The 21,162-nt window shown below is 73.8% G+C and carries 24 protein-coding genes; 14 read left to right on the forward strand and 10 right to left on the reverse strand.

The annotated features are described in order from the left end of the window. Positions 1–108: 108 nt before the first annotated feature. A complete protein-coding gene (locus OG259_RS19130) occupies positions 109–672 on the forward strand; it encodes a flavin reductase family protein (protein ID WP_328943381.1) in 564 nt (187 codons plus the stop codon). Between the two features lie 16 nt (positions 673–688). On the opposite strand, the gene arfB is transcribed toward OG259_RS19130, so the two are convergent. Continuing rightward, on the reverse strand, positions 689–1,129 hold the full coding sequence (gene arfB / locus OG259_RS19135; RefSeq protein WP_266894752.1) for an alternative ribosome rescue aminoacyl-tRNA hydrolase ArfB: 441 nt from the start codon (positions 1,127–1,129) through the stop codon (positions 689–691). 115 nt (positions 1,130–1,244) lie between these two features. On the opposite strand from arfB, the gene OG259_RS19140 reads away from it, so the two are divergent. Continuing rightward, entirely contained in the window at positions 1,245–1,820 is a 576-nt protein-coding gene (locus OG259_RS19140; protein WP_328943382.1) for a TerD family protein, read from the forward strand. 65 nt (positions 1,821–1,885) lie between these two features. Continuing rightward, positions 1,886–2,425, forward strand: coding sequence for a GNAT family N-acetyltransferase (locus OG259_RS19145; protein ID WP_328943383.1), 540 nt, complete (start codon positions 1,886–1,888; stop codon positions 2,423–2,425). Here the strand turns inward: OG259_RS19145 and OG259_RS19150 are convergent. Both OG259_RS19150 and OG259_RS19155 read right to left on the reverse strand, forming a co-directional pair. After that, on the reverse strand, positions 2,388–2,846 hold the full coding sequence (locus OG259_RS19150) for an NUDIX domain-containing protein (RefSeq protein WP_328943384.1): 459 nt from the start codon (positions 2,844–2,846) through the stop codon (positions 2,388–2,390). The two genes, OG259_RS19145 and OG259_RS19150, sit on opposite strands and share 38 nt — an antisense overlap. Then, entirely contained in the window at positions 2,843–3,535 is a 693-nt protein-coding gene (locus OG259_RS19155) for a response regulator transcription factor (RefSeq protein ID WP_328943385.1), read from the reverse strand. Before OG259_RS19155 ends, OG259_RS19150 begins: the two co-directional genes overlap by 4 nt. Before the next feature lie 108 nt (positions 3,536–3,643). Here OG259_RS19155 and OG259_RS19160 point away from each other — a divergent pair, with 108 nt between their 5' ends. From OG259_RS19160 to OG259_RS19170, 3 genes are read left to right on the forward strand one after another with little or no spacing between them, the layout of a single operon-like run. Next, positions 3,644–4,597, forward strand: coding sequence for an ABC transporter ATP-binding protein (locus OG259_RS19160; RefSeq protein WP_328943386.1), 954 nt, complete (start codon positions 3,644–3,646; stop codon positions 4,595–4,597). Further along, positions 4,575–5,426 carry an ABC transporter permease gene (locus OG259_RS19165; RefSeq protein ID WP_328943387.1) on the forward strand — a complete coding sequence of 284 codons (852 nt, stop codon included), beginning with the start codon at positions 4,575–4,577 and terminating at the stop codon, positions 5,424–5,426. Before OG259_RS19160 ends, OG259_RS19165 begins: the two co-directional genes overlap by 23 nt. A 10-nt stretch (positions 5,427–5,436) precedes the next feature. Next, the gene (locus OG259_RS19170) at positions 5,437–7,095 is read left to right on the forward strand and encodes a sensor histidine kinase (RefSeq protein WP_328943388.1); all 1,659 of its coding nucleotides are present in this window, start codon (positions 5,437–5,439) and stop codon (positions 7,093–7,095) included. Here the strand turns inward: OG259_RS19170 and OG259_RS19175 are convergent. Continuing rightward, a complete protein-coding gene (locus tag OG259_RS19175) occupies positions 7,092–8,528 on the reverse strand; it encodes a M1 family metallopeptidase (protein WP_328943389.1) in 1,437 nt (478 codons plus the stop codon). The genes OG259_RS19170 and OG259_RS19175 overlap by 4 nt on opposite strands. A 104-nt stretch (positions 8,529–8,632) precedes the next feature. Further along, a complete protein-coding gene (locus OG259_RS19180; RefSeq protein WP_266894742.1) occupies positions 8,633–9,172 on the reverse strand; it encodes a GlcG/HbpS family heme-binding protein in 540 nt (179 codons plus the stop codon). Between the two features lie 251 nt (positions 9,173–9,423). Between OG259_RS19180 and OG259_RS19185 the strand changes: the two genes are divergently transcribed. The 3 genes from OG259_RS19185 (at position 9,424) to OG259_RS19195 (ending at position 12,618) form a co-directional block, all read left to right on the forward strand. Further along, positions 9,424–10,689 (forward strand): histidine kinase, encoded by a 1,266-nt coding sequence (locus OG259_RS19185; protein ID WP_443051985.1) that lies wholly within the window; start codon positions 9,424–9,426, stop codon positions 10,687–10,689. Then, a complete protein-coding gene (locus OG259_RS19190) occupies positions 10,689–11,309 on the forward strand; it encodes a response regulator (protein ID WP_030223700.1) in 621 nt (206 codons plus the stop codon). The genes OG259_RS19185 and OG259_RS19190 overlap by 1 nt, the downstream gene beginning before the upstream one ends. 103 nt (positions 11,310–11,412) lie before the next feature. Beyond that, positions 11,413–12,618, forward strand: coding sequence for an FAD-dependent monooxygenase (locus OG259_RS19195; protein ID WP_328943390.1), 1,206 nt, complete (start codon positions 11,413–11,415; stop codon positions 12,616–12,618). A 7-nt stretch (positions 12,619–12,625) separates the two neighbouring features. On the opposite strand, the gene OG259_RS19200 is transcribed toward OG259_RS19195, so the two are convergent. Together OG259_RS19200 and OG259_RS19205 are read right to left on the reverse strand one after the other, a co-directional pair. Continuing rightward, positions 12,626–13,432: an ABC transporter permease subunit gene (locus OG259_RS19200; RefSeq protein ID WP_328943391.1), complete on the reverse strand. Its 807-nt coding sequence runs from the start codon at positions 13,430–13,432 to the stop codon at positions 12,626–12,628. Continuing rightward, on the reverse strand, positions 13,429–14,427 hold the full coding sequence (locus tag OG259_RS19205; RefSeq protein WP_328943392.1) for an ATP-binding cassette domain-containing protein: 999 nt from the start codon (positions 14,425–14,427) through the stop codon (positions 13,429–13,431). Before OG259_RS19205 ends, OG259_RS19200 begins: the two co-directional genes overlap by 4 nt. Before the next feature lie 132 nt (positions 14,428–14,559). Here OG259_RS19205 and OG259_RS19210 point away from each other — a divergent pair, with 132 nt between their 5' ends. From OG259_RS19210 to OG259_RS19220, 3 genes are read left to right on the forward strand one after another with little or no spacing between them, the layout of a single operon-like run. Further along, positions 14,560–15,876, forward strand: a complete 1,317-nt coding sequence (locus OG259_RS19210; protein WP_328943393.1) for a sensor histidine kinase — start codon at positions 14,560–14,562, stop codon at positions 15,874–15,876. Further along, entirely contained in the window at positions 15,873–16,589 is a 717-nt protein-coding gene (locus tag OG259_RS19215) for a response regulator transcription factor (RefSeq protein WP_328943394.1), read from the forward strand. Before OG259_RS19210 ends, OG259_RS19215 begins: the two co-directional genes overlap by 4 nt. A 13-nt stretch (positions 16,590–16,602) precedes the next feature. Next, entirely contained in the window at positions 16,603–17,103 is a 501-nt protein-coding gene (locus tag OG259_RS19220) for a hypothetical protein (protein WP_266894727.1), read from the forward strand. A gap of 23 nt (positions 17,104–17,126) precedes the next feature. On the opposite strand, the gene OG259_RS19225 is transcribed toward OG259_RS19220, so the two are convergent. Continuing rightward, the gene (locus tag OG259_RS19225; protein WP_328943395.1) at positions 17,127–17,801 is read right to left on the reverse strand and encodes a pentapeptide repeat-containing protein; all 675 of its coding nucleotides are present in this window, start codon (positions 17,799–17,801) and stop codon (positions 17,127–17,129) included. Positions 17,802–17,927: 126 nt separating this feature from the next. On the opposite strand from OG259_RS19225, the gene OG259_RS19230 reads away from it, so the two are divergent. Both OG259_RS19230 and OG259_RS19235 read left to right on the forward strand, forming a co-directional pair. After that, positions 17,928–19,118, forward strand: a complete 1,191-nt coding sequence (locus OG259_RS19230; RefSeq protein WP_328943396.1) for an NAD(P)-binding protein — start codon at positions 17,928–17,930, stop codon at positions 19,116–19,118. Positions 19,119–19,175: 57 nt separating this feature from the next. Further along, positions 19,176–20,174: a zinc-binding dehydrogenase gene (locus OG259_RS19235; RefSeq protein ID WP_328943397.1), complete on the forward strand. Its 999-nt coding sequence runs from the start codon at positions 19,176–19,178 to the stop codon at positions 20,172–20,174. A gap of 52 nt (positions 20,175–20,226) precedes the next feature. Here OG259_RS19235 and OG259_RS19240 read toward each other — a convergent pair whose 3' ends face one another. Beyond that, positions 20,227–20,571, reverse strand: a complete 345-nt coding sequence (locus tag OG259_RS19240; protein ID WP_266894719.1) for a hypothetical protein — start codon at positions 20,569–20,571, stop codon at positions 20,227–20,229. A gap of 10 nt (positions 20,572–20,581) precedes the next feature. Then, positions 20,582–21,061 (reverse strand): GNAT family N-acetyltransferase, encoded by a 480-nt coding sequence (locus OG259_RS19245; protein ID WP_328943398.1) that lies wholly within the window; start codon positions 21,059–21,061, stop codon positions 20,582–20,584. Positions 21,062–21,162: the final 101 nt, after the last annotated feature.

Here is a 21,162-nt window from a genome sequence, read left to right on the forward strand (position 1 = left end):
GAGACCCGGGGGCGCCCTGCCGGACCCCGGGTCCTAGGACCGGCGGGGGGCGCGGGCTGGTCCCCCGGCCCGATGCGGCGCCCGGAGGGCCGGGGCTAGCGTGCGGGTGTGCTGCAGAAGAGCCCCGCCTCGCCCCCCGTGTCCGATCTGGCCATCCCTCATGCTGAGGGGGTGAGCAACGACGACTTCCGGGCGGCGATGTCCCGCCTCGCGGCCGGCGTGGTCCTGGTGACCGCGCACGACCCCGACGACGGCCCGCGCGGCGAGGACGTCGGCATGACCGCCACGGCCTTCGTGTCGGTCTCCCTCGACCCGCCCCTGGTCCTGGTCAGCCTGCGCAACGGCTCCCGCATGGACGACCTGCTCACCGACGTACCCGTCTGGGCGGTGTCGATCCTCGGCGAGAACCAGCGCCACATCGCCGGGCGCTTCGCCATGAAGAACCGGGTCAGCGACCGGCTGCTCTTCGCCGACCTGCCGTACGCCCGAGGCGAGGAGAGCGGCGCCCCGCTCATGGGCGGTGCGCTGGCGACCCTGGAGTGCCGTACCGAGAGCCGCGTCGTGGCCGGCGACCACACGCTCGTGGTGGGCCGGGTCCTGACGGTCGGCGCCGTCGCGCCGGCGGGCGGGCCGCTGACCTACTACCAGGGGAAGTACCGGCAGCTGTCCTGAGTCCGCTTCGGAGGGCTCAGCCCCAGTCGCCGCGGGACTGACGCGTCCGCTTGGTCTCCGAGCGCTGCTTCTTCTCCCGCAGCCGCCGCTCGTTGATACCGCGGGGGATCTTCGTCGGACGGCGGGGCTTCGGCGGCGGGGCGGTCGCCTCGGCGAGGAGCGCGGCGAGCCGGACCGCGGCCGTCTCGCGGTTGCGCCACTGGGAGCGGTGCTCCGAGGCGCGGACCGTCACGACGCCGTTCACGAGGCGGCTTGCGAGGCGCTCCAGGGCGCGGGCCTTCCACACCTCGGGGAGGGACTCGGTGGCCGCGAGGTCGAAGCGGAGCTCGACCTGCGAGTCGCTGGTGTTCACATGCTGACCGCCCGGGCCCGACGAACGCGAGAAACGCCACTGGAGCTCGGCCTCGGGGAGCGAGACGGAGCCGCGGATGGGATACGGACCGGACATGCCCCCCATGTTCCCCGCAGGGGGCCATCGGAGTCATCCTGTTTTCGCCGGGAACCCCACGGGAACCGTGGGAGGGCGACACGCGTTTCTCCAGGCGAAGACACCACGATGAAAGGGACTTTCCATGGCTGTGAGCCTGTCCAAGGGCGGCAACGTCTCTCTGACCAAGGAGGCCCCGGGCCTCACCGCTGTCACCGTGGGCCTCGGCTGGGACGTCCGTACGACCACCGGCACCGACTTCGACCTCGACGCCTCGGCGATCGGCGTGGACGCGGCGGGCAAGGTCGCCTCCGACGCGCACTTCGTCTTCTTCAACAACAAGTCGACGCCGGACCAGACCATCGTCCACACCGGTGACAACCGCACCGGCGAGGGCGGCGGCGACGACGAGCAGATCAACGTCAACCTCGCGGCCCTCCCGCCGAACGTCGACAAGATCGTCTTCCCGGTCTCCATCTACGACGCGGTCAACCGCTCGCAGAACTTCGGCCAGGTGCGCAACGCGTACATCCGCATCGTCAACCAGGCCGGCGGCGCCGAGCTCGCCCGCTACGACCTCTCCGAGGACGCCGCCGTCGAGACCGCCATGGTCTTCGGCGAGCTGTACCGCAACGGCGCCGAGTGGAAGTTCCGCGCGGTCGGCCAGGGCTACGCCTCGGGTCTCGAGGGCATCGCCCGCGACTTCGGCGTCAACCTCTGACCGACGCCCCGCAGCACCGTTGAGCCCCGGCCGGGTTTCCCCGCCGGGGCTCTACCCTTGCCCGCGTGATCGTCGAAGCCCTCGCGCCCAAGGCCCTGGAGGACGGTGCGGCCCTCCCGGGCCCGCTGCTCACCGAACTCACCGCGCTGTACGCCTCGAACGAGGAGTTCCAGCAGCTGAGCGGCGACTTCCCGGACCCGTCCGACATCCGGCCCGAGCAGGTCGCGGCCGCCCTCGCCGACGAACTCGCCCGGCCCACCGCCGAAGTCCTGCTCGCCCGCTCCGAGGGCCGGCTCGTCGCCGTCGCCCTCACCCTCGGCCGCCACCCCGACCCGGCGGAACCCGAACCGTGGCTCGGACTCCTCATGGTCCACGGGGACGAACGGCGCGCGGGCCACGGACGCCGGCTCGCCGCGTACGTCGAGGACCGCTTCCGCGCCGAGGGCCGCACCGGCCTGCGTCTCGCCGTCCTGGAGAACAACCCGAAGGCCCTCGCCTTCTGGACCTCCCTCGGTTACGAGGAGACCGACCGCCGCCCCGACCTCGCCCACGGCCGCGCGTGCGTGGTCATGCGGAAGGCCCTGGCCCGACCCCGATCAGGGTGAGCGCGTCGGCCGCCGCCGGGGAGAGCTCTTCCGCCGGCCCGGTCAGCGGCCGCCACGCGACGGCCTCCGTACTGCCGTCCGTCTCGGTGACGACCAGGGGATCACCGGGGCGGAGCTCCACCGCGTAGAAGACCGCCACCAGGTGCCAGGCCACACCGTTCCGGGTGGCCGTGTACGTACGGGCGTCGACCAGCCGGGCCCCGGCGAGCACCCGGCCCGTCTCCTCGTACAGCTCGCGCGCCAGCGCCTCCACCGGCTGCTCGCCGGGGTCGATCCCGCCGCCCGGGAGATGCCAGAGACCGGGCTCGAAGACCGGCGAGGCCTCCGACAGACGGGTCAGGAGCAGCTGCTCGCGCTCGACGCAGATCGCGTAGGCCGAGACGCGTCTGCGCACAGGGGTGTTCATCGGTTCCGCGTTCATCGGTTCCCCTCCGGGTTCATCGGCGGGACCAGTCCCGCCTCGTGCGCGGTGATGGCGGCCTCCACCCGGTTGCGGGCCCCGAGCTTGGCGAGGACCGCGCTGACGTGTGCCTTCACGGTGCCCTCGACCAGATGGAGCCGGGCGCCGATCTCCGCGTTGGAGAGTCCGACGCCGAGCCCCGCGAGCACGTCCCGCTCCCGTGGCGTCAGGTGGTCGAGAGGGCGGTGGGGCCTGGCCGCCCGGTGGGCGCGCAGGCCCGCGATGACCCGGGCGGCCACCCTCGGAGACAGATACGCCCCGCCCGCGCCCACCGCCTGGACCCCGTGGAGGAGCTCCCGGGGGTCGTCCGCCTTCAGCAGGAAACCGCTGGCCCCTTCTTCGAGCGCGCGCGAGATGAACGCGTCCTCCCCGAAGGTCGTCAGCATGATCACGCCGGCCGTCGGCTGCACGCGGTGGATCCGTACCGCCGCCGCCAGGCCGTCGAGGCCCGGCATCCGGATGTCGAGGAGGACCACGTCGGGGCGGTGCCGGCGGGTCAGCTCGACGGCCTCGTGCCCGTCGGCGGCCTCCGCGACCACCTCCGCCCGCTCGTCCCGGGCCAGGATGGCCCGCACCCCGGCCCGGACCATCGCCTCGTCGTCCGCCACCAGGACACGGACCGGACGGCGGGCTGCTGCGCTCTCTTCCACCGGTCGAGCCTACGGCCGGAGGAAGGGGCCGTACCCCTGACGAAGGGAAGGAAGCCGCTGCCGAACGCCCCATGCGCCGTCCCGGCACCCGCTCCTAGCGTCCACCCCGTGATCGCACTCAGAGAACTCACGAAACGGTACGGCGGCACGACGGCCGTGCACGGCCTCACCCTGGACGTCCGCGAAGGGAAGGTGACCGGCTTCCTCGGTCCCAACGGCGCCGGGAAATCCACCACGATGCGGATGATCCTCGGCCTCGACCACCCCACCCGGGGCTCCGCCCTCATCGACGGCAGGCCCTACGCGGCCCTGCGCCACCCGGTCCGAGAGGTCGGGGCGCTCCTCGACGCCAAAGCCGTGCACCCGTCCCGTACGGCCCGTTCCCATCTGGTCGCGCACGCCCGCAGCAACGGCATCCCGGTACGCCGGGTCGACGAGGTCCTGGACCTGGTGGGCCTCGCCAAGGCGGCCCGCCGCCGGGCCGGTTCGTACTCACTCGGCATGTTCCAGCGCCTCGGAGTGGCCGGGGCTCTCCTCGGCGACCCCCCGACGCTCATCCTGGACGAACCCGTCAACGGCCTCGACCCCGACGGCGTGCGCTGGATGCGCCGGCTCGTGCGGGGGCAGGCCGCCCAGGGCCGCACGGTCTTCCTCTCCAGCCATCTGATGAGCGAGATGCAGCTGACGGCCGACCACCTCGTCGTCATCGGCCGGGGCAGGCTGCTCGCCGACACCCCGATGGCCGACTTCCTCGCGGGCGGCGCCACCGCGTCCGTACGGGCCGAGGTGCCCGATCCCGGAGAACGGTCCGTTCTCGTCCGCCACCTCGCGGCCGAGTCCGGAGTGACGGTGGAGGCGGAGACATCGCCCTCCCCCGGGACGGTCGTCGTCCGGGGCCGGAACGCCGCCCAGGTCGGCGACCTCGCCCACCGCCACGGCATCCGGCTGCACCGGCTGAGCGACGTCGGGGCCTCCCTGGAGGAGGCGTACATGGAACTGACGGCACAGAGCGTCGAGTACGTGACAGGAGGGGAGAACGGTGAACACGACCCGTACGCGTAACGGAACCACGGACGGCCGTCCGCCGGCGGGCGGTCCGACGGGGAGCGGTCCGACGGGCAGGGGCCTCACGGACGCGAGCCCGGGACACGCCGGCCTCGCGGGGGCATTCGGCGCAGAGTGGACCAAGCTGTGGTCCGTCCGCGCCCCGTACATCTGTCTGCTCGCGGCCCTCGCGGTCACCGGGGTGTTCACCTACTACTACGGCTCGATCGCCCGCATCAACGCCCACCCCGTCCAGCCCCTCGGCAACGCCCCCGTCTCCTCCGCGGTCCTCGTCCAGTTCGCCGTCGTCGTCCTGGCCATGACCACGGTGACCAGCGAGTACACGACCTCCGGCATCCGCGCCTCGCTCCTCTGGGTGCCCGTCCGGCACCGGGTCCTGCTCGCCAAGGCCCTGCTCACCGCCGCGGTCTCGTTCGCCGCCGGCACCGTGAGCGCGGTCCTGGGCATGGCGGTGGCCTGGGCCCCGTTCTCCGGTCACGCCTCCTTCGACGCCGCCCTGGCCACCCGTCAGACCCTCGCCGTCGGCGGCTACTACGCCCTCGTCGCCGTCCTCACCGTGGGCGTGTCCTTCGCCACCCGGCACGCCGCCGGAGCGCTCACCATCCTCGTCACCCTGCTCTGGGCGCTGCCGACCACCCTCCTGGCGCTGGGCGGCCCCGCCCTGCTCGCCGTCCACGACCTGCTCCCGCACAGCCTGGGCAGCCACCTCATGCACGGTGGCCCCGACACCCCCCATCCCCCGGGCGTGGCGGTCCTGCTCCTGGCGGCCTGGGCCCTGGCCGCCCATCTGACGGGCCGCTACCTGCTGCTCCGGCGCGACGCGTAGCGTCGGACGGATGACAGCCCCGGCGCACCGGCGCCTCCTCGGCGACCTGGCCCTCTGGGCGGCCCTGTGCGGCGCCCACGTCGTCTGGTTCCGCGGCGACCCGAACCCCTCGGTCACGAGGGACCTGGTGCTCCCGCTCCTCGTGGCGACCGCCGCCGTCCCGCTCGCCCGGCACCGGCCGACGGCGGCGGTCGCCCTGGCCGGCGCCCTGTGCGCCGCGGGCCTGGCGGACGCCACGAGCCCCGCGCACGTCGCCGTCCTCACCCTGGGCACGACGAGCTGTCTCCTCGGGGTGCGGACCGCCGGCGCGCGCACGCCGCTGCTGGTCCTCGCGGGCTGCCTGGCCGCCGCCCTCGCCGTCTGCGCCGTCCTGCGGGCGGGGCCGGTGTGGTGGTTCTACACGCTGACGGTGCTGCCGACCGCGCTCCTCCTGCCCTGGCTCGCCGGCCGGTACTGGCGCGGGCGGACCGAGCTGGTGAGCGGCGGCTGGCGACTCGCACGCAGCCTGGAGGAACGGCAGCGGTTCGTGGCGGAGCGGGCCCGGCTGACGGAACGCGCGGACATCGCCGCCGACATGCACGACTCCCTCGGCCACGCCCTCAGCCTCGCCGCGCTGCGCGCCGGGGCCCTCGAACTCTCCCCCGCCCTCGCCGCGCGGGACCGGGAGGACCTGGCCGAGCTGCGCGGGACGATCGCGGACGCCGTCGACCAGCTGCGGGAGACGGTCACGGTGCTGCGCACGGGGCCGGACGCGCTCCCGCATGCGGCCGTGACCCCCGCCGACACCGTCGAGGCGCTGCTCGGCCGGGCCGTCGCCTCCGGCGTGCCCGTCCGGTGGGAGCGCGAGGGACCGCCGCCCGCGCTCTCCCCGCTGATCGAACGCGGCGTGTACCGGGTGGTGCGCGAAGCCCTCACCAACGCCGTCAAACACGCGCCCGGCAGCACTGTCCAGGTCCGCATCACCCACGACCACGCGCGGGACCACACCCGCGTACGGGTCGTCAACGCCCTCCCGGTGCCGGGCCCGTCGGCCGTACGGCCGGTCGGCGGCCACGGTCTGGCGGGGCTGCGGGAACGGGTCACCGTCCTCGGCGGCACCCTGTGGACCGGCCCGTACGAGGACGGCTTCCACGTCAGCGCCACCCTGCCGCACCGCGCGACCCCACCCCACGACGCCGGGGAACACGACGCCGCGAAGGACGGCGGAGAGCAGGACGTCGGAGGACAGGACGGCGGAGAGCAGAAAGACCGCACGAAGAACAGCGGCGGACCTCACACCGGCGGCTCCGCGTCCGAAGCGGCCCGGCGGCTCGCCCAGGTGCGGCGCAGCACCCGGCTCAGGCTCGCGGCCGCGTTCGCGATACCCGCCGGAGCGGCGCTCTTCTTCGTGCCGGCCGCCGTGTTCCTCGCGTACCAGCTGAGCACCGGTGTGCTGGCGCCGTCCCGCTACGAAGAACTGCACGTCGGCGGCACCCGCGCCGAGCTCGCGGAGCTGCTCCCGGCGCGCCCCTTCCCGTATCCGCCGGACGACGCGCGTGCTGCGCCGCGGCCGCCCGGCACGGAGTGCGTGTTCTACCGGTCGAACGGCAACCTCCTGGCGGAGGTCGACCTCTACCGCCTGTGCTGGTCCGGCCCGCGGCTGGCCGCCAAGGACGTGCTGGTCCCCTAGGGCTTCGCCGGCTTGCCGTCGCCGTACAGCCACACGTCCCACAGCTCGTCCAGACCGCGGCCCGCGACGCTCTCCGCGTAGGCGGTGAAGTCGGCCGTGGAGGCGTTGGCGTGACGGTACTTCGCGGGCCAGCCGCGCAGGATCTCGTCGAAGGTCTCGTCCCCGACGGTCTCGCGCAGCTTGTGCAGGACCATCGCGCCCCGCTGGTACACGGGCGGGTCGAAGAGGTTCTCGGCGGCCGGCGGCGCGGCGGGCGGGAAGGCCCAGTTCGCGTCCTGGGCGAAGGCCCGCTCGAAGTGCGTCCGGGCGGGAACGTGCTCGTACTCCTCCGTGTACAGCCACTCTGCGTACGTCGCGAAGCCCTCGTTCAGCCACAGATCCCGCCAGGTCGCGGGCGTGACCGAGTTCCCGAACCACTGGTGGGCAAGCTCGTGGACCAGTGTCGTCCGGTCGAAAGCGGCGGCGGGGAAGACGGGCCGCGTCTGGGTCTCCAGGGCGTACCCGAGCGTCCCGTCCTCGGTGACGATCGCACCGGCGGTGGAGAAGGGGTACGGGCCGAAGCGCCGGGTCTGCCGGTCGATGATCTCGGGGATCTCGTCCCGGAGCGCGGCGCTTCCCGCCGCGACCGACCGCTCGGCGGCGGTCAGGACGGGCAGGGAACCGGGGGCGGTCGCCGACCCCGCCCCGTCCGTCTCGTACCGGCCGATCGCGACCGTCGCCAGATAGCTCGCCATCGGTTCGGTCGTGCGCCACTCGGTGGTGACGCGGCCGTCGGCCGTCGTCCGGCGGGCGGTCCTGACGCCGTTGGAGATGCCTTCGAGCCCGGCGGGGACGGTGAGCGTGAGCGTGTACGCGGCCTTGTCGGAGGGATGGTGGTTGCCCGGGAACCAGGTCATCGAACCGGCCGGTTCGCCGACCGCGACGGCTCCGTCGTCGGTGCGCAGCCAGCCCTCCTCGGAGCCGTCCGCGTCCGTGATCGGCTCGGGCACGCCCCCGTAGGTGACGCTGGCCCGGAACTCCGCGCCCTCGCGGATCTCCTCCAGCGGCCGGAGCGTCAGCTCGTTCCCGGCCCGGTTGGCGGCGGCGGGGGCGTCGTCGACGGACGCCCGGTCGACGGTGAGTCCGGCGAGGTCGAGGTTGAAGGCGCTGAGGTCCTGGGTGGCGCGGGCGGTGATCTCGGCGGTGCCGTCGAGCCGCCCGGTCCGGGGGTCGTAGGCGAGGGTGAGGGCGTAGCGGCTCACGTCGTAGCCGCCGTTGCCGAGCTTGGGGAAGAACGGGTCGCGCAGCCCGGCGGCCCCGGGGGTGCCACGGACGCCGCCGGTCGCCTCGGTACAGCCGCCCGCGAGGAGTGCGAGGGCGGTGAGGGCGGCGGCGAGGCCGCCCGCGGCGGCTCCGGTCCGGTGGTGCCGGTCAGTCCGGTTGCGCTGTGTCACGTATCGATCCTAAGCAGGGCGGATACGGAAAAGGTGATGGCACCCGGCGGGGGATCCGGGCGCCATCACCAGCTGGGGACAGCTGTGGGTGTGCAGCTGCGGTGTTACTTGCCGAGGGCGGCGACGCCGGCCTGGGCGAACTTCTCGTCGAGGTCGCCCGAGGGGGCGCCGGCGACACCGATGCCCGCGATCGGGGCACCCTTGGCGGTCACCGGGGCGCCACCGGCGAGGAAGAGGGTGCCGGGGATGTCCTTCAGGTTCGGGGCCTGGGCGAGGCGGCCGGCGAGGACGGAGGTCGGGGCGTTCCAGGAGACGGCGGTGTACGCCTTCTTCTCGGCCGACTCGTAGGACTGCGGGCCCGCGCCGTCGCCGCGGAGGGTGACGATGGTGTTGCCGTTGCGGTCGACGACGGCGACGGAGACGCGCTGGTTCTCCTTCTCGGCGGCGTCGAGGGTCGCCTGCGCAGCCTTGGTCGCGGCCTCGATCGTCAGGTGCGTCGACTGCTGGAGGTTGTCGTCCCCGGCGTCGGCGCGGACCACGGCGGCGGGGGCGGCGGCCGGGGCGGAGGCGTTCGCGGAGACGGCGCCGAAGGTACCGGCGGCGACGACAGCGGCGGCGGTGGCACCGAAGAGGATCTTCTTCATGAGGAACTCCGTGAGGGTGAGGAGGGGCGGAACGACGAGGAGAAGCGAGCCGAGCCGAGGTGGACCGTGTGAGTGGTCCGTTCCTTCGCTCTGCCATCCATCCTGTGGTCGGAACCCGGGCCGCACGGTCCACGGTCCGGCTGCCCTCCTCACGCACACTGGAGGACGACCGGGTCAGCCGATCGGCTGATGCCCTCGTGGTCCCTCCGGGCCAGGATGGACAGATATCCCCAGGTCAAGAAGGTGAGAACGTGACACGGCCGACGGAGACGGACCAAGACCCGGACGCCCCCTGGCTGGCGCGGGTCATGCACATCGCCTTCTTCCTCCTCCTCGGCGCCTCGCTCGCCCGCTTCCTGCTGCGGCACCCCTGGGAGGACCGCAGCCCCTGGATCGTCGCCCTCTCCGGCGCCCTCGCCTCCCTCTACCTCCTCGGCCCCGTCGTCGGCACCCGCGCGGCGCCCCGCCGGATCGCCTGGCTGAGCACGGTCGTCGCCGTCTGGATCCTCCTCGTCGTCCTCGCACCGAGCTTCGCCTGGTGCGCGGTGCCGCTCTTCTACACGGGCCTGCGCACCCTCCCGGCGCGGGCGGCGCTCGGCCTGGTCACGCTGCTCACCGCGTTCGTGGTGTTCGCGCAGGTGCAGCTCGCGCACGGCGGCTGGGACCCGAACCTGATCGTCGCCCCGCCGGCCGTCGCCGCCATCGCCACCGGAGTGTTCGTGTACTCGGACCGGCAGGCGGCCCGGCAGCGGGCGCTCATCGACGACCTGATCCGCACCCGGCGCGAGCTCGCCGCGATCGAGCGCCGCGAGGGCACCCTCGCCGAGCGCCAGCGGTTGTCGATGGAGATCCACGACACCCTGGCGCAGGGCCTGTCCAGCCAGCAGATGCTGCTGCAGGCGGCCGACCGCACCTGGGACAGCGACCCGGCGACCGCCCGCCGCCATGTCCGTACGGCCGAGTCCATCGCCGAACGCAACCTCGCCGAGGCCCGCCGCTTCGTGCACGACCTCGCTCCGGCCGATCTCGCCGAGGGCGGCGGCCTCGAAGAGGCCCTGCGCGGCCTGGCCGCCCGCGAGTCGACGGCCTTCCGCGTCGACGGGACGGCCGTGCCGCTCCCCGAACGGGTGCAGTCGGCGCTGCTCCGCATCGCGCAGGGCGCCCTCGCCAACATCCGCGAGCATGCCGGCGCCGACTCCGCCGCCCTGACCCTCACGTACCTCGACGACCAGGTGGTCCTGGACATCGCCGACGACGGCCGCGGCTTCGACCCGGTCGAGAAGCCGGGCGGGGTACGGGGGCACGGGCTGCCCGCGATGCGCGTGCGGGCGCGGCAGCTGGGCGGCACCCTGACAGTCGAGTCCACCCCGGGCGAGGGCACGGTGCTCTCGGCCGCGATCCCGCTCCCGGGCCCGCACCAGAACCCGAACCCGCACCCGCACCCGCACCCGCACCCGCACCAGAGCCCGCCCTCGCAGTCGACCCCGCCCTCGAACCCGTTCTCCCAGGAGTCCTGATGTCCGTACGGATCCTCCTCTGCGACGACCACGTCGTCGTCCGCGCCGGCCTGCTGGCCCTGCTCGGCAGCACCCCCGACATCGAGGTCGTCGGCGAGGCCGGCAGCGGCGAGGAGGCCGTCGCGATGGCGGCGAAGCTGAAGCCGGACGTCGTCCTGATGGACCTGCAGCTCGGCGCGGGCATCGACGGCGTGGAGGCGACCCGGCTGATCGCCCCCACGGGAGTCCACGTCCTCGTTCTCACCACGTACGACACGGACGCCGACATCACCCGGGCGATCGAGGCGGGCGCCACCGGCTACCTCCTGAAGGCCGAGCGGCCCGAGGAACTGTTCGCCGCGATCCACTCGGCCGCCCAGGGCCGCACCGCCCTCTCCCCGCCGGTCGCCAGCCGGGTCATGGACCGGATGCGGGGCGCGGCGGGCCCGAGCCTCACGGACCGGGAGCGGGACATCCTGGGCCAGCTCGGCCGGGGCCTCGGCAACCGCGAGATCGCGCGGGCCCTGTTCATCAGCGAGGCGACGGTGAAGACCCACCTGGGCCGCATCTACGCGAAGCTCGGCGTCGACACGCGCGCGGGCGCCGTCGCGGTCGCGAAGGAACGACGCCTGCTGCCGTAGGCCGCGCTTCGTGCACACCCGGGGGCCCACCACTGCTACCCTGCGTTGCCGTTCGACAGCACGGTGTCATGCCTCAGGCCCGGTCAGTCCAGTGGGAGCGCACGTGAAGCTCGCGATCGTCGGCGGCGGTCCCGCCGGCCTCTACCTCTCGATCCTGCTGAAGCGGCAGGACCCCGCCCACGAGATCGCCGTCTACGAGCGGAATCCCGAGGGCTCCACGTACGGCTGGGGCGTGACGTACTGGGCCGGGCTCCTCGACAAGCTCCGCGCGGGCGACCCCGAGTCCGCGGCCGCCGTCGCCGAGGCGTCGGTGACCTGGACCGACGGGGTCGCGATCGTGCGCGACGAGCGGACCGTCCACCGAGGCGACGCGGGCTTCGGCATCGGGCGGCGGCGGATGCTCGCGCTGCTCGCCGACCGGGCCGAGGAACTGGGCGTACGGGTCGAGTTCGAGCACGACATCACCGGCCCGGACGCGCCCGAACTGGCCGACGCGGATCTGGTCGTCGCCGCCGACGGCGTCAACAGCGTGCTCCGCGAGGCCCACCCCGAGCACTTCGGCAGCACGGTCGCCGGCGGCCGCAACCAGTACGTCTGGCTCGGCACCACCAAGGTCTTCGACTCCTTCAGCTTCGCCTTCAAGGAGACCGACCACGGCTGGATCTGGTGCTACGCCTACGGGTTCAGCGGCGAGCGTTCCACCTGTGTCGTCGAGTGCTCCCCGGAGACCTGGACGGGCCTCGGCCTCGACACGCTCGGCGAGGCGGACAGCCTGAACCTCCTGGAGAAGCTGTTCCACGACCTCCTCGACGGTCACGAGCTGATCGGCCGCGACCGGGCCGACGAGCCCGCCCAGTGGCTCACCTTCCGCACCCTCACCAACCGGGTCTGGCACCGCGGCAACCTCGTCCTCCTCGGCGACGCCGCCCACACCACGCACTACTCGATCGGCGCGGGCACCACCCTGGCCCTGGAGGACGCGCTCGCCCTCGCGGACGCCCTGCGTTCGAACCCCGACCTGGACACGGCCCTCACCACCTACGGGAAGCGGCGCCGCGCCGAACTCGTCTCCGCGCAGAGCGCCGCCCGCTACAGCGCCCAGTGGTACGAGAACCTCCCGCGGTACATGCGCCTGGAGCCGGCCCGGATGTTCGCACTCCTGGGCCAGCGCCACTCGCCGCTGCTCCCGCACATCCCGCCGCAGCTCTACTACCGGATCGACCGGGCCGCCGAACGGCTGGAGCCACTGCGCCGCCTCAAGCGCTGGCTGGGCCCGCGGGTGGCGCGCGCGGTGCACGGCCGCCGCTGAGCACTTCTCACACGTCCCGGCGGTGGACCGCGACCAGGGCCACCGCCACGGCGCCGAGCGACCAGACCACGTACACCGTCCACGCCCCGCCCGCCGTCCACGGGAACTCCACCGGCACCGGCGAGTCCCCCACCTGCGTCAGCGGCTTCCACGCGCCCTGCGGCAGGGCGTGCAGGAACGTCGCCGACCAGCGGCTGCGCCCGTCGACGAGCGCGGGCAGCAGGAGCAGCACACCGGTGAGGGTGACGATCGTCGTCGCCGTGTGCCGGAGCAGCGCCCCGAGGCCGAAGCCGACGAGCGCGCACACGGGGGCGAGCAGCGCGGACGCGGTGACGGCCGTCGCGGCGCCCGGGTAGCCGATCGACATGCCGACGTCCCGGCCGGACAGCACCGCCTGGGTGGCGGCGAAGGACGCCACGGCGACGAGCGCCCCGTACACGAGCATCACGCCCGCCAGGACGAGCGTCTTCGCCGCGATCACGGACCGCCGGTCGGGAACGGCGGCGAAGGTCGTACGGATCTGGCCGGTGCCGTACTCGCCGACGATCACGAGCGCGCCGACGGCCCCGGTCGCCAGCATGAACACCATGGCCCCGCCGAGTGTGAAGGCGTCCCGCATCGCCCAGATGGGCACGAAGAGTTCGCGGATGCCCTCGGCGTAGTGCGGGTAGTTCCGGTAGTCGGCGTAGGACGCGTTGAGGTTGATGCCGAGGACGGCGAACGCGCCGACGCCGAACGCCCAGGGGGTGGAACGCAGGGACCACAGCTTCATCCACTCGCCGGCGAGGAGATCACGGAAACGGGCGTTCGTCACCTGGCTCCTCCCCGCTGCCGGTACTCCACGCTGTCGGCGGTCAGTTCCATGAACGCGTCCTCCAAGGACGAGCCGCGCGACGCCAGTTCGGCGAGCGGGGTGCCGTGCCGGAAGGCGAGCACCCCGATCCGGTCCGCCTCCATCCCGGCCACGGTGAACGGCCCTTCCCCCTCCTCGGGGCGCTGTACGGTCGCCCCGGCCCGGGCCAGCGCGTCGGCGAGGTCCGGTCCGGCGGCCGGGTCGGCGGTCCGCACGGTCACACGGTGGCGGGTGCCGCGCGCGGCGAAGGCCGCCAGGCTCTCGGCGGCGATCAGCCTGCCGCGGCCGATGACGAGGAGGTCGTCGGCGGTGTGCTCCATCTCGCTCATCAGATGGCTGGAGACGAACACCGTGCGGCCCTCGGCGGCGAGTCGCCGGAACAGCCCCCGCGCCCACAGCACGCCCTCCGGGTCGAGGCCGTTGACCGGCTCGTCGAAGAGCAGCACGGGCGGGTCGCCGAGGAGGGCGGCGGCGATCCCGAGCCGCTGCTTCATGCCGAGGGAGTAGCCGCCGATCCTGCGGCGGGCCGCCTCGGCGAGTCCCACCTCGTCGAGGACCTCGCCGACCCGGCGGCGCGGGATGCCGTTGGTCCGGGCGAGCGCGGCGAGATGCCCGTCGCCGGTCCGGCCGCCGTGCACGTCGTGCGCGTCGAGCAGCGCCCCGACGTGCCGCAGCCCCCGGGGCAGCTCCCTGAACCGCCGGCCCCCGACGGTCGCCGTCCCGAAGGTCGGCTCGTCGAGCCCGAGGATCAGTCGCAGGGTCGTGGACTTCCCGGCCCCGTTGGGCCCGAGGAACCCGGTCACCCGCCCGGCCCGAACGGTGAAGCTGAGGCGGTCGACGGCGAGGCGACCACGGCCGGAGGACGTGGTCGAGGTGGAGGAGGGAGTGTTCCCGTCGGCGAGGCGGCCGCTCGGGCGGCGGCCGTAACGTTTGGTCAGTTCGTGGGCTTCGATCACCCGGCCCACGCTGCCGCCACGACACCCCCGCCGGCATCGGCTCGCCGGCCACAACCGGGCGGGGCCGGTGGCCCGTGGGCGTACGCCCGCGGGCCGATGTCCGGCCACCCCTCCGCGCCTACGATCGACCGCATGCCCGCCACGCCCAGCCCGTCCCCGCCGGCCCCCGGACGCATCCCCACCCTCCTGGTCTGGTGCGCCGCTCTCGTCCATCCCTTCGTCCTCTTCGCGGGCGTGCAGGCGGGTCCCTTCCGCTCCACCGAGCTGCGGTTGTTCCTCACCGTCGTCGCCGTGGGGCTCCTGCTCCCGCTCGCGCGCCGCAGGCCCGAGGCGGCGCTCGGGCTGCTGCTCGTCGGCCTGTTCGCCGCGTCGACGACCCGGCCGTACGCCGAGCTGCTGTACCTTCCGGTGCTCGCCGCCGACGCCTGCGTCGGCCTCCTGGCGGCCCGTCGTCCGCTCCTCCGGGTCGCCCTGCCCGCCGCCGCCGTGACGCTCACCGTGCAGATCGGTTCGGCGCTGTACATGACCTCGGGCCAAAACGTCTTCGTCACCACCGTCGTCGCCCTGGCCCTCGCGCTGCTCACCGCCGGGCTGCTCGGGCACGCCTCCCGCGAGCGGCGCGCGCACGCGGCGGAGCTGCGCGCCCGGACGGCGGCCGAGGCCGTCACCGCCGAACGGCTGCGGATCGCCCGCGAGCTGCACGACGTGATCGCGCACAGCATCGGCGTCATCGCCATCCAGGCGGGCGTCGGCCGCCGGGTCATCGACACCCAGCCCGCCGAGGCCCGCAACGCGCTCGCCACCATCGAGACCACCAGCCGGGAGACCCTCGCCGGTCTCCGCCGCACCCTGGGCGCGCTGCGGGCCTCCGCGAAGGACGCGGAAGGGCCCGGGTCGGGGGTCGCGCCCGCGCCGCGCGATCCGGCGCCGGGCCTCGCGGACCTGGACCGGCTCGTCGCGTCGGCGGCGGACGCGGGCGTACGGGTCGAAGTGCGGCACCTCGGTCACCCGGACCGGTCGCTGCCCCCGGAGGTCGACCTCGCCGCGTACCGGATCGTGCAGGAGTCGCTGACCAACGTCGTACGCCACGCGGGCACGGCCATCTGCCGGGTGACCGTGGAGCGGGGCGAGGACGCGTTGCTCGTCGAGATCACGGACGACGGCCGGCCGACGAAGCCCGGCACGGCACCCGCCGCAGCCGCCGCACCGGCCGCACCCGCCTCCACCGGCTACGGCATCATCGGTATGAGCGAGCGCGCCGCACTCCTCGGCGGCCGTTTCTCGGCGGGCCCGCGCCCCGGCGGCGGCTTCCACGTGACCGCCGTACTGCCCCTGCCGCTCCCCCTGCCCGTGCCGCTGCCCCTGCCGCTCGCGGCCCGGGAGCCGTCCCCCGTACCGGCCCGGGAATCGGCCCCGGAACCGGCCCAGGAAGGAACCCCCGCCCCATGAGCAGCAGCCCCTCCGCCCCGATCAACGTCCTCCTCGTCGACGACCAGCCGCTGGTACGGGCCGGCCTGCGCGTGCTGATGGCGGACAACCCCGACCTCCTCGTGGTCGGCGAGGCGGGCACGGGCGACGAGGCCGTCCGGCTCGCGCGCGACCTCCGGCCCGACGTGATCGTGATGGACGTCCGGATGCCCGGCATGGACGGCATCGAGGCGACCCGGATCGTCACGGCCGGCCCCGGCGCGCCCCGGGTCCTCGTCCTCACCACCTTCGACGACGACGAGTACGTGTACGGCGCGCTCCGCTCCGGGGCCAGCGGCTTCCTGGTCAAGGACATGGCCCTGGACGACATCCTCGCGGCGATCCGGGTCGTCGCCGCCGGGGACGCCCTGATCGCACCGGGCATCACACGCCGTCTGATCGAGGAGTTCGCGGCCCGCCCCGAGCCCGCCGCTGCCGGGTCCGGCGCCGCTCCCGTGTCCGGCCCCGGGCGGGCACCCGAACGTGATCCCCGCACCCTCGCCGGGGTCACCGCGCGGGAGCGCGAGGTGCTCGCCCTCGTCGGCCGGGGGCTGTCCAACGGCGAGATCGCGGAACGGCTCCACATCAGCGCGGCCACCGCCAAGGCGCACGTGGCACGCCTCTTCGCCAAGCTGGACGCCCGCGACCGGGTGCAGCTGGTGATCCTCGCGTACGAGGCGGGCCTGGCGCCGTGACACCATCGGCTACGTGCTCGACATCGGCTACTCCCTCTCGCGTCGCTTCCCCGACCCGCCGCAGACCGACTACCGCCACGCGGACGTCCACGCCCTGCGTCACGACCTGTTCTGCGGGGACGTGTACCTCGCCGACACCAAGACGGACCGCGAGGTGTCCACAGCCTGGGGATGGGTGCCGGTCCTCGACTTCGCCTGGGCCCTGTGCGACATCGTCGAGCAGCTCGACCAGGACCCGCGCGGCAACCGCGCCTCCCAGCCGCAGTACGCCGAGCTCGACTTCACCGAGTCCTCGGACCGCATGCTCTTCGAGCGCCGCTTCGGCTGGGTGGACGTCGAGGCCGACTGGATGCCGGGCGACGAACCGCCGGTCACCTTCAACCACAAGGTGCTCCGCCGCGAGGCCCGCGACTTCCTCCACGACCTGATCGCCGACCTCACGGACATGCACGAGGGCCTCGCCGACAACCCGGCCATCTGGTCCCTCCAGGCCCGCTTCCCCCGCGTGCCCTGACCCCCCCCCGGGCCCAGGCCCCCCTACCCCTCCACCCGCACCCCCAGCTGCGCCGCGAGCACCGGCGCCAGGTCGAACAGCTGGGCCGTCGAGATCACGGCCCCCGCGAGGGACTCCACCCCGCGCGCGATCTCAAGCCGCTGGACCCCTCTCAGGTCCACGTCCTTGAGCCGCGCCCCGCTGAAGTCCGCCCCCGTCAGGACGCAGTCCACGAACTCGACCCGTTCGAGCACCGCGCCCCCGAAGTCGGTCTCGCTGAGCACGCACCCCTCGAAGACGACGTCCTTCAGCTTCGCCGCCCGCAGGTTCAGGTAGTCGCTCTTCCCTCCCCGCACCACCACTCTCTCCAGCACCGCCCCGTGCAGCTGCGCCCCGCCGAGCCGCGCGTCCACGACCTCCACGTCCCGCAGCTGCGCCCCGGCGAGGACCGTCCCCACCCCCCGTACGCCGGTCAGCACCGAGTCGAGGAACCGGGCCCCCGTCAGCCGCGCCTCGTCGAGCCCGCACTCCCGCAGCGCGCAGTCCAGGAACCGCGCGCCCTCCCCCGACTGGCCCGTGAGGTCGAGCCCGGTCAGTTCGAGGCCGTCGTAGTCCCCGTCCGGTTCGAGCCCTCCCTCGTACGCCTCCAGGGGAGGAAGCCGCAGCTCCGGCCGCCGCGCCCCCGCCACAGCCGCCTTCTTCTTCCGAGTCGTCGCCATGACCCCATGGTGATGTACGCCACTGACAACGCCCCGATGTCACGAACGCGACCCCGCCGCTCGTCCCCTTTGCGAGACCGGACACGGGGTCGACGAGAGGTCGACCCGATCGAGAGGGAGAGCGACATGCGGAAGCTCACGATCATCGGCGGCGGCTTCGCCGGACTGACCGCGGCCATCACCGCCGCCGAGGCGGGCGTCAAGGTGACCGTCCACGAGGCGCACCGGACCCCCGGTGGCCGGGCTCGCACCGCCGAGGGCCCGTACCTCGCCAACGAGGGCCCGCACGCGATCTACGCCGGCGGCCCGCACTGGACCTGGCTCAAGCAGCGCGGCCTCCTCGGCGCGCTGGCCCCGCTGCCGGTCTCCGAGGCCCTCAAGCTCCGCTTCCACCGCGGCGGTGCCCTGCGCCGCACCCCGCCGCTCGGGATGCTGCGCCAGTCCCTCCGCAACGCCGAACAGGCCCCCGTGGACGTCGACTTCCGCACCTGGGCCACCGGGCTCGTGGGCGAGCGGGGAGCGCACGCCGCCGCCACGTACGCGGCGGTCGCGACGTTCCACCACGACCCGGGCTCGCTCTCCGCACGCTTCGTGCAGGAGCGGCTCCATCGGGCGACCTCCGTGCCGCCGGAGGCGCACTTCATCCGGGGCGGCTGGGGTCAGCTGATCGAGCGGATGGTCGCGCACGCGTGGGAGGCAGGCGTACGGATCGAGACGTCGTCCCGTGTCGACAGCCTCGACGCCCTGCCGCTCGGCGAGGGTCCCGTGATCGTCGCCACCTCCCTGCCCGCCGCCTCCCGGCTCCTCGGCGACCCGTCGCTGACGTGGGAGAGCGGCCGTACGGTCCTGTTCGACCTGGCCCTGAGCACCCGCAAGGGCGACCCGTTCGTGGTCTCGGACCTGGACGCGCCGGGCTGGATCGAGCGGTTCACGGCCCAGGACCCGTCGCTGGCCCCGGCCGGACAGCAGCTGATCCAGGCCCAGCTGCCCATCGGCCCGGGCGAGTCGAAGGCGGACGGCGTCGCCCACGCGGAACGGCTCCTCGACCTCGGATTCCCGGGCTGGCGCGAGCGGGCTGTGTGGCGGCGGGACTCGGTGTGCCAGGGACGTACGGGAGCGGTCGACCTGCCCGGCACGACCTGGCGCGACCGGCCGGCCGTCGACCGGGGCGACGGTGTCTACCTGGTGGGCGACCAGGTGGCGGCGCCCGGCGTCCTCGCGGAGGTGTCGTTCACGAGCGCGGTGGAAGCGGTGTCGCTGGCCCTGCGCTCGGAACGAGGTGTCCTGAGGAAGGGCCTTGACCTCAAGCATGCTTGAGGTCGGAGGCTGTTCCTCGTCGGACAACGCCCACCCACGCGACGAACGGGGAACACCATGCACGCCATCCGCCTCCACGCCTTCGGCCCCGCCGAGAACCTCACGTACGAGGAGACCCCCGACCCCGTACCGGGCCCCGGCCAGGTCCGCATCAAGGTCGCGGCAGCCGGCGTACACCTCCTCGACACCGCGCTCAGGGAGGGGATGACGGGCCCGTTCCCGGCGCCCGCCGAGCTGCCCACCGTCCCCGGCCGCGAGGTCGCCGGCACCGTCGACGCCCTCGGCGAGGGCACCGACCCGGCCTGGCTCGGCAAGCGGGTCGTCGCCCACCTCGGCATGGCGCCCGGCGGGTACGCCGAACTCGCCGTCACCGACGCCACCCGCCTCCACGCCCTGGCCGACCACCTCGGCGAGGCGGAGGCCGTCGCCATGATCGGCACCGGCCGCACCACCCTGGGCATCCTGCAGTTCACGGCCCTCGGCCCCGACTCGGTGGCGGTCGTCCCCGCGGCGGCCGGCGGCATCGGCACCCTGCTCGTCCAGTACGCCAAGAACGCCGGCGCCACCGTCATCGGCCTCGCCGGCGGCCCCACGAAGGTCGCCCTCGTCGAGGAGAACGGCGCCGACCTGGCCGTCGACTACAAGCGGCCCGACTGGCCCGAGAAGGTCCGCGCCCACCTGGGCGGGCGCACCGCCACCGTCGTCTTCGACTCGGTCGGCGGCGACACCGGCCGCGCCGCCGTCGACCTCCTCGGCAAGGGCGGACAGCACGTCGTGTTCGGCTGGTCGGGCGCCGGACTCCACGACGGCGAGGCGCTCACCTTCACACCGGAGGAACTGGACGCGCGCGGCATCACCTCGGAGTCCGTCCTCGGCCCCGTCATGATCCGGAAGGCGGGCGGCGACGTCCGCAACCTCGAACTCGCCGCCCTCGACGCGGCGACCACCGGCACCCTCCGCCCGGCGGTCCACCGCTTCCCGCTCGCGGACGCGGCGGGCGCCCACCGCGCCCTGGAGAACAGGGGCACGACGGGCAAGGTGGTCCTGATCCCCTAGCGGGTGTCCTGCCGGCCTGATCGACACCGCACCCCTGAGGGGTGCGGTGGCCTCAGACGGCCCCGACGACATCCCAGGAGTGCGCCTTGAACTCCTTCAGGAAGTCGGGGTGGTCCTCCCACATCCGGGCGACGGAGCGCAGCACGTCCCAGTTGTGCTCCAGCGCCTGGTCCACCACCTGCCGCAGCTCCGGCGCCGACTCCCGCTTCTCCACGAGCCCGTTGACGGCGGAGGCGGCCTGCACGGTGTAGCGCGCGGCGCGCAGGGCCCGGGAGGTGTCGTCCATGCCGAAGCCGTGGTCACTGCCGTTCGCCGGGTCGAAGAGCGGCGTCAACCGCGCCTCGATGAAGGCCGTGATCCGCTGAAACCGCTGCTCGATGTCCGTAACCGTATCCATGACCCCTTTCCTACACCCCCGCCCCACCCAGCTCCGCCAGCGCCCCGTCCGTCAGCCGGTACACGGTCCACTCGTCCTGCGGGCGGGCGCCGAGGGACGCGTAGAAGTCGATCGACGGCTTGTTCCAGTTCAGTACGGACCACTCCAGGCGCTCGTACCCGCGCTCGACGCAGATCCGGGCCAGTTCGGTGAGCAGCGCCTTGCCGTGGCCGCCGCCGCGCACCTCCGGACGGACGTACAGGTCCTCCAGGTAGATGCCGTGGACCCCGCGCCAGGTCGAGAAGTTGAGGAACCAGATCGCGAAGCCGACGACCTCGCCCGCCTCGGTCTCGGCGACGTGCGCGAAGGCGGCGGGGCGGGCGCCGAAGAGGGCCTCGTGGAGCTGCTCCGGAGTCGTACGGACCTCGTCGAGGGCCTTCTCGTACTCCGCGAGGTCACGGACGAGGGAGTGGATGACGGGGACGTCGGCAGGCGTGGCTGTACGGATCATGGGGCCAGCCTGCCCCGCGCGGACCGGTCCTGGCCAGGAGGTTTCACCGGCCGGACCCCTCACCCCCGCGCGGACCGGTCCTCGCCAAGAGGATTCACCGG

Origin of the sequence: Streptomyces sp. NBC_00250 (assembly GCF_036192275.1) — a bacterium.
GTDB lineage: Bacteria > Actinomycetota > Actinomycetes > Streptomycetales > Streptomycetaceae > Streptomyces.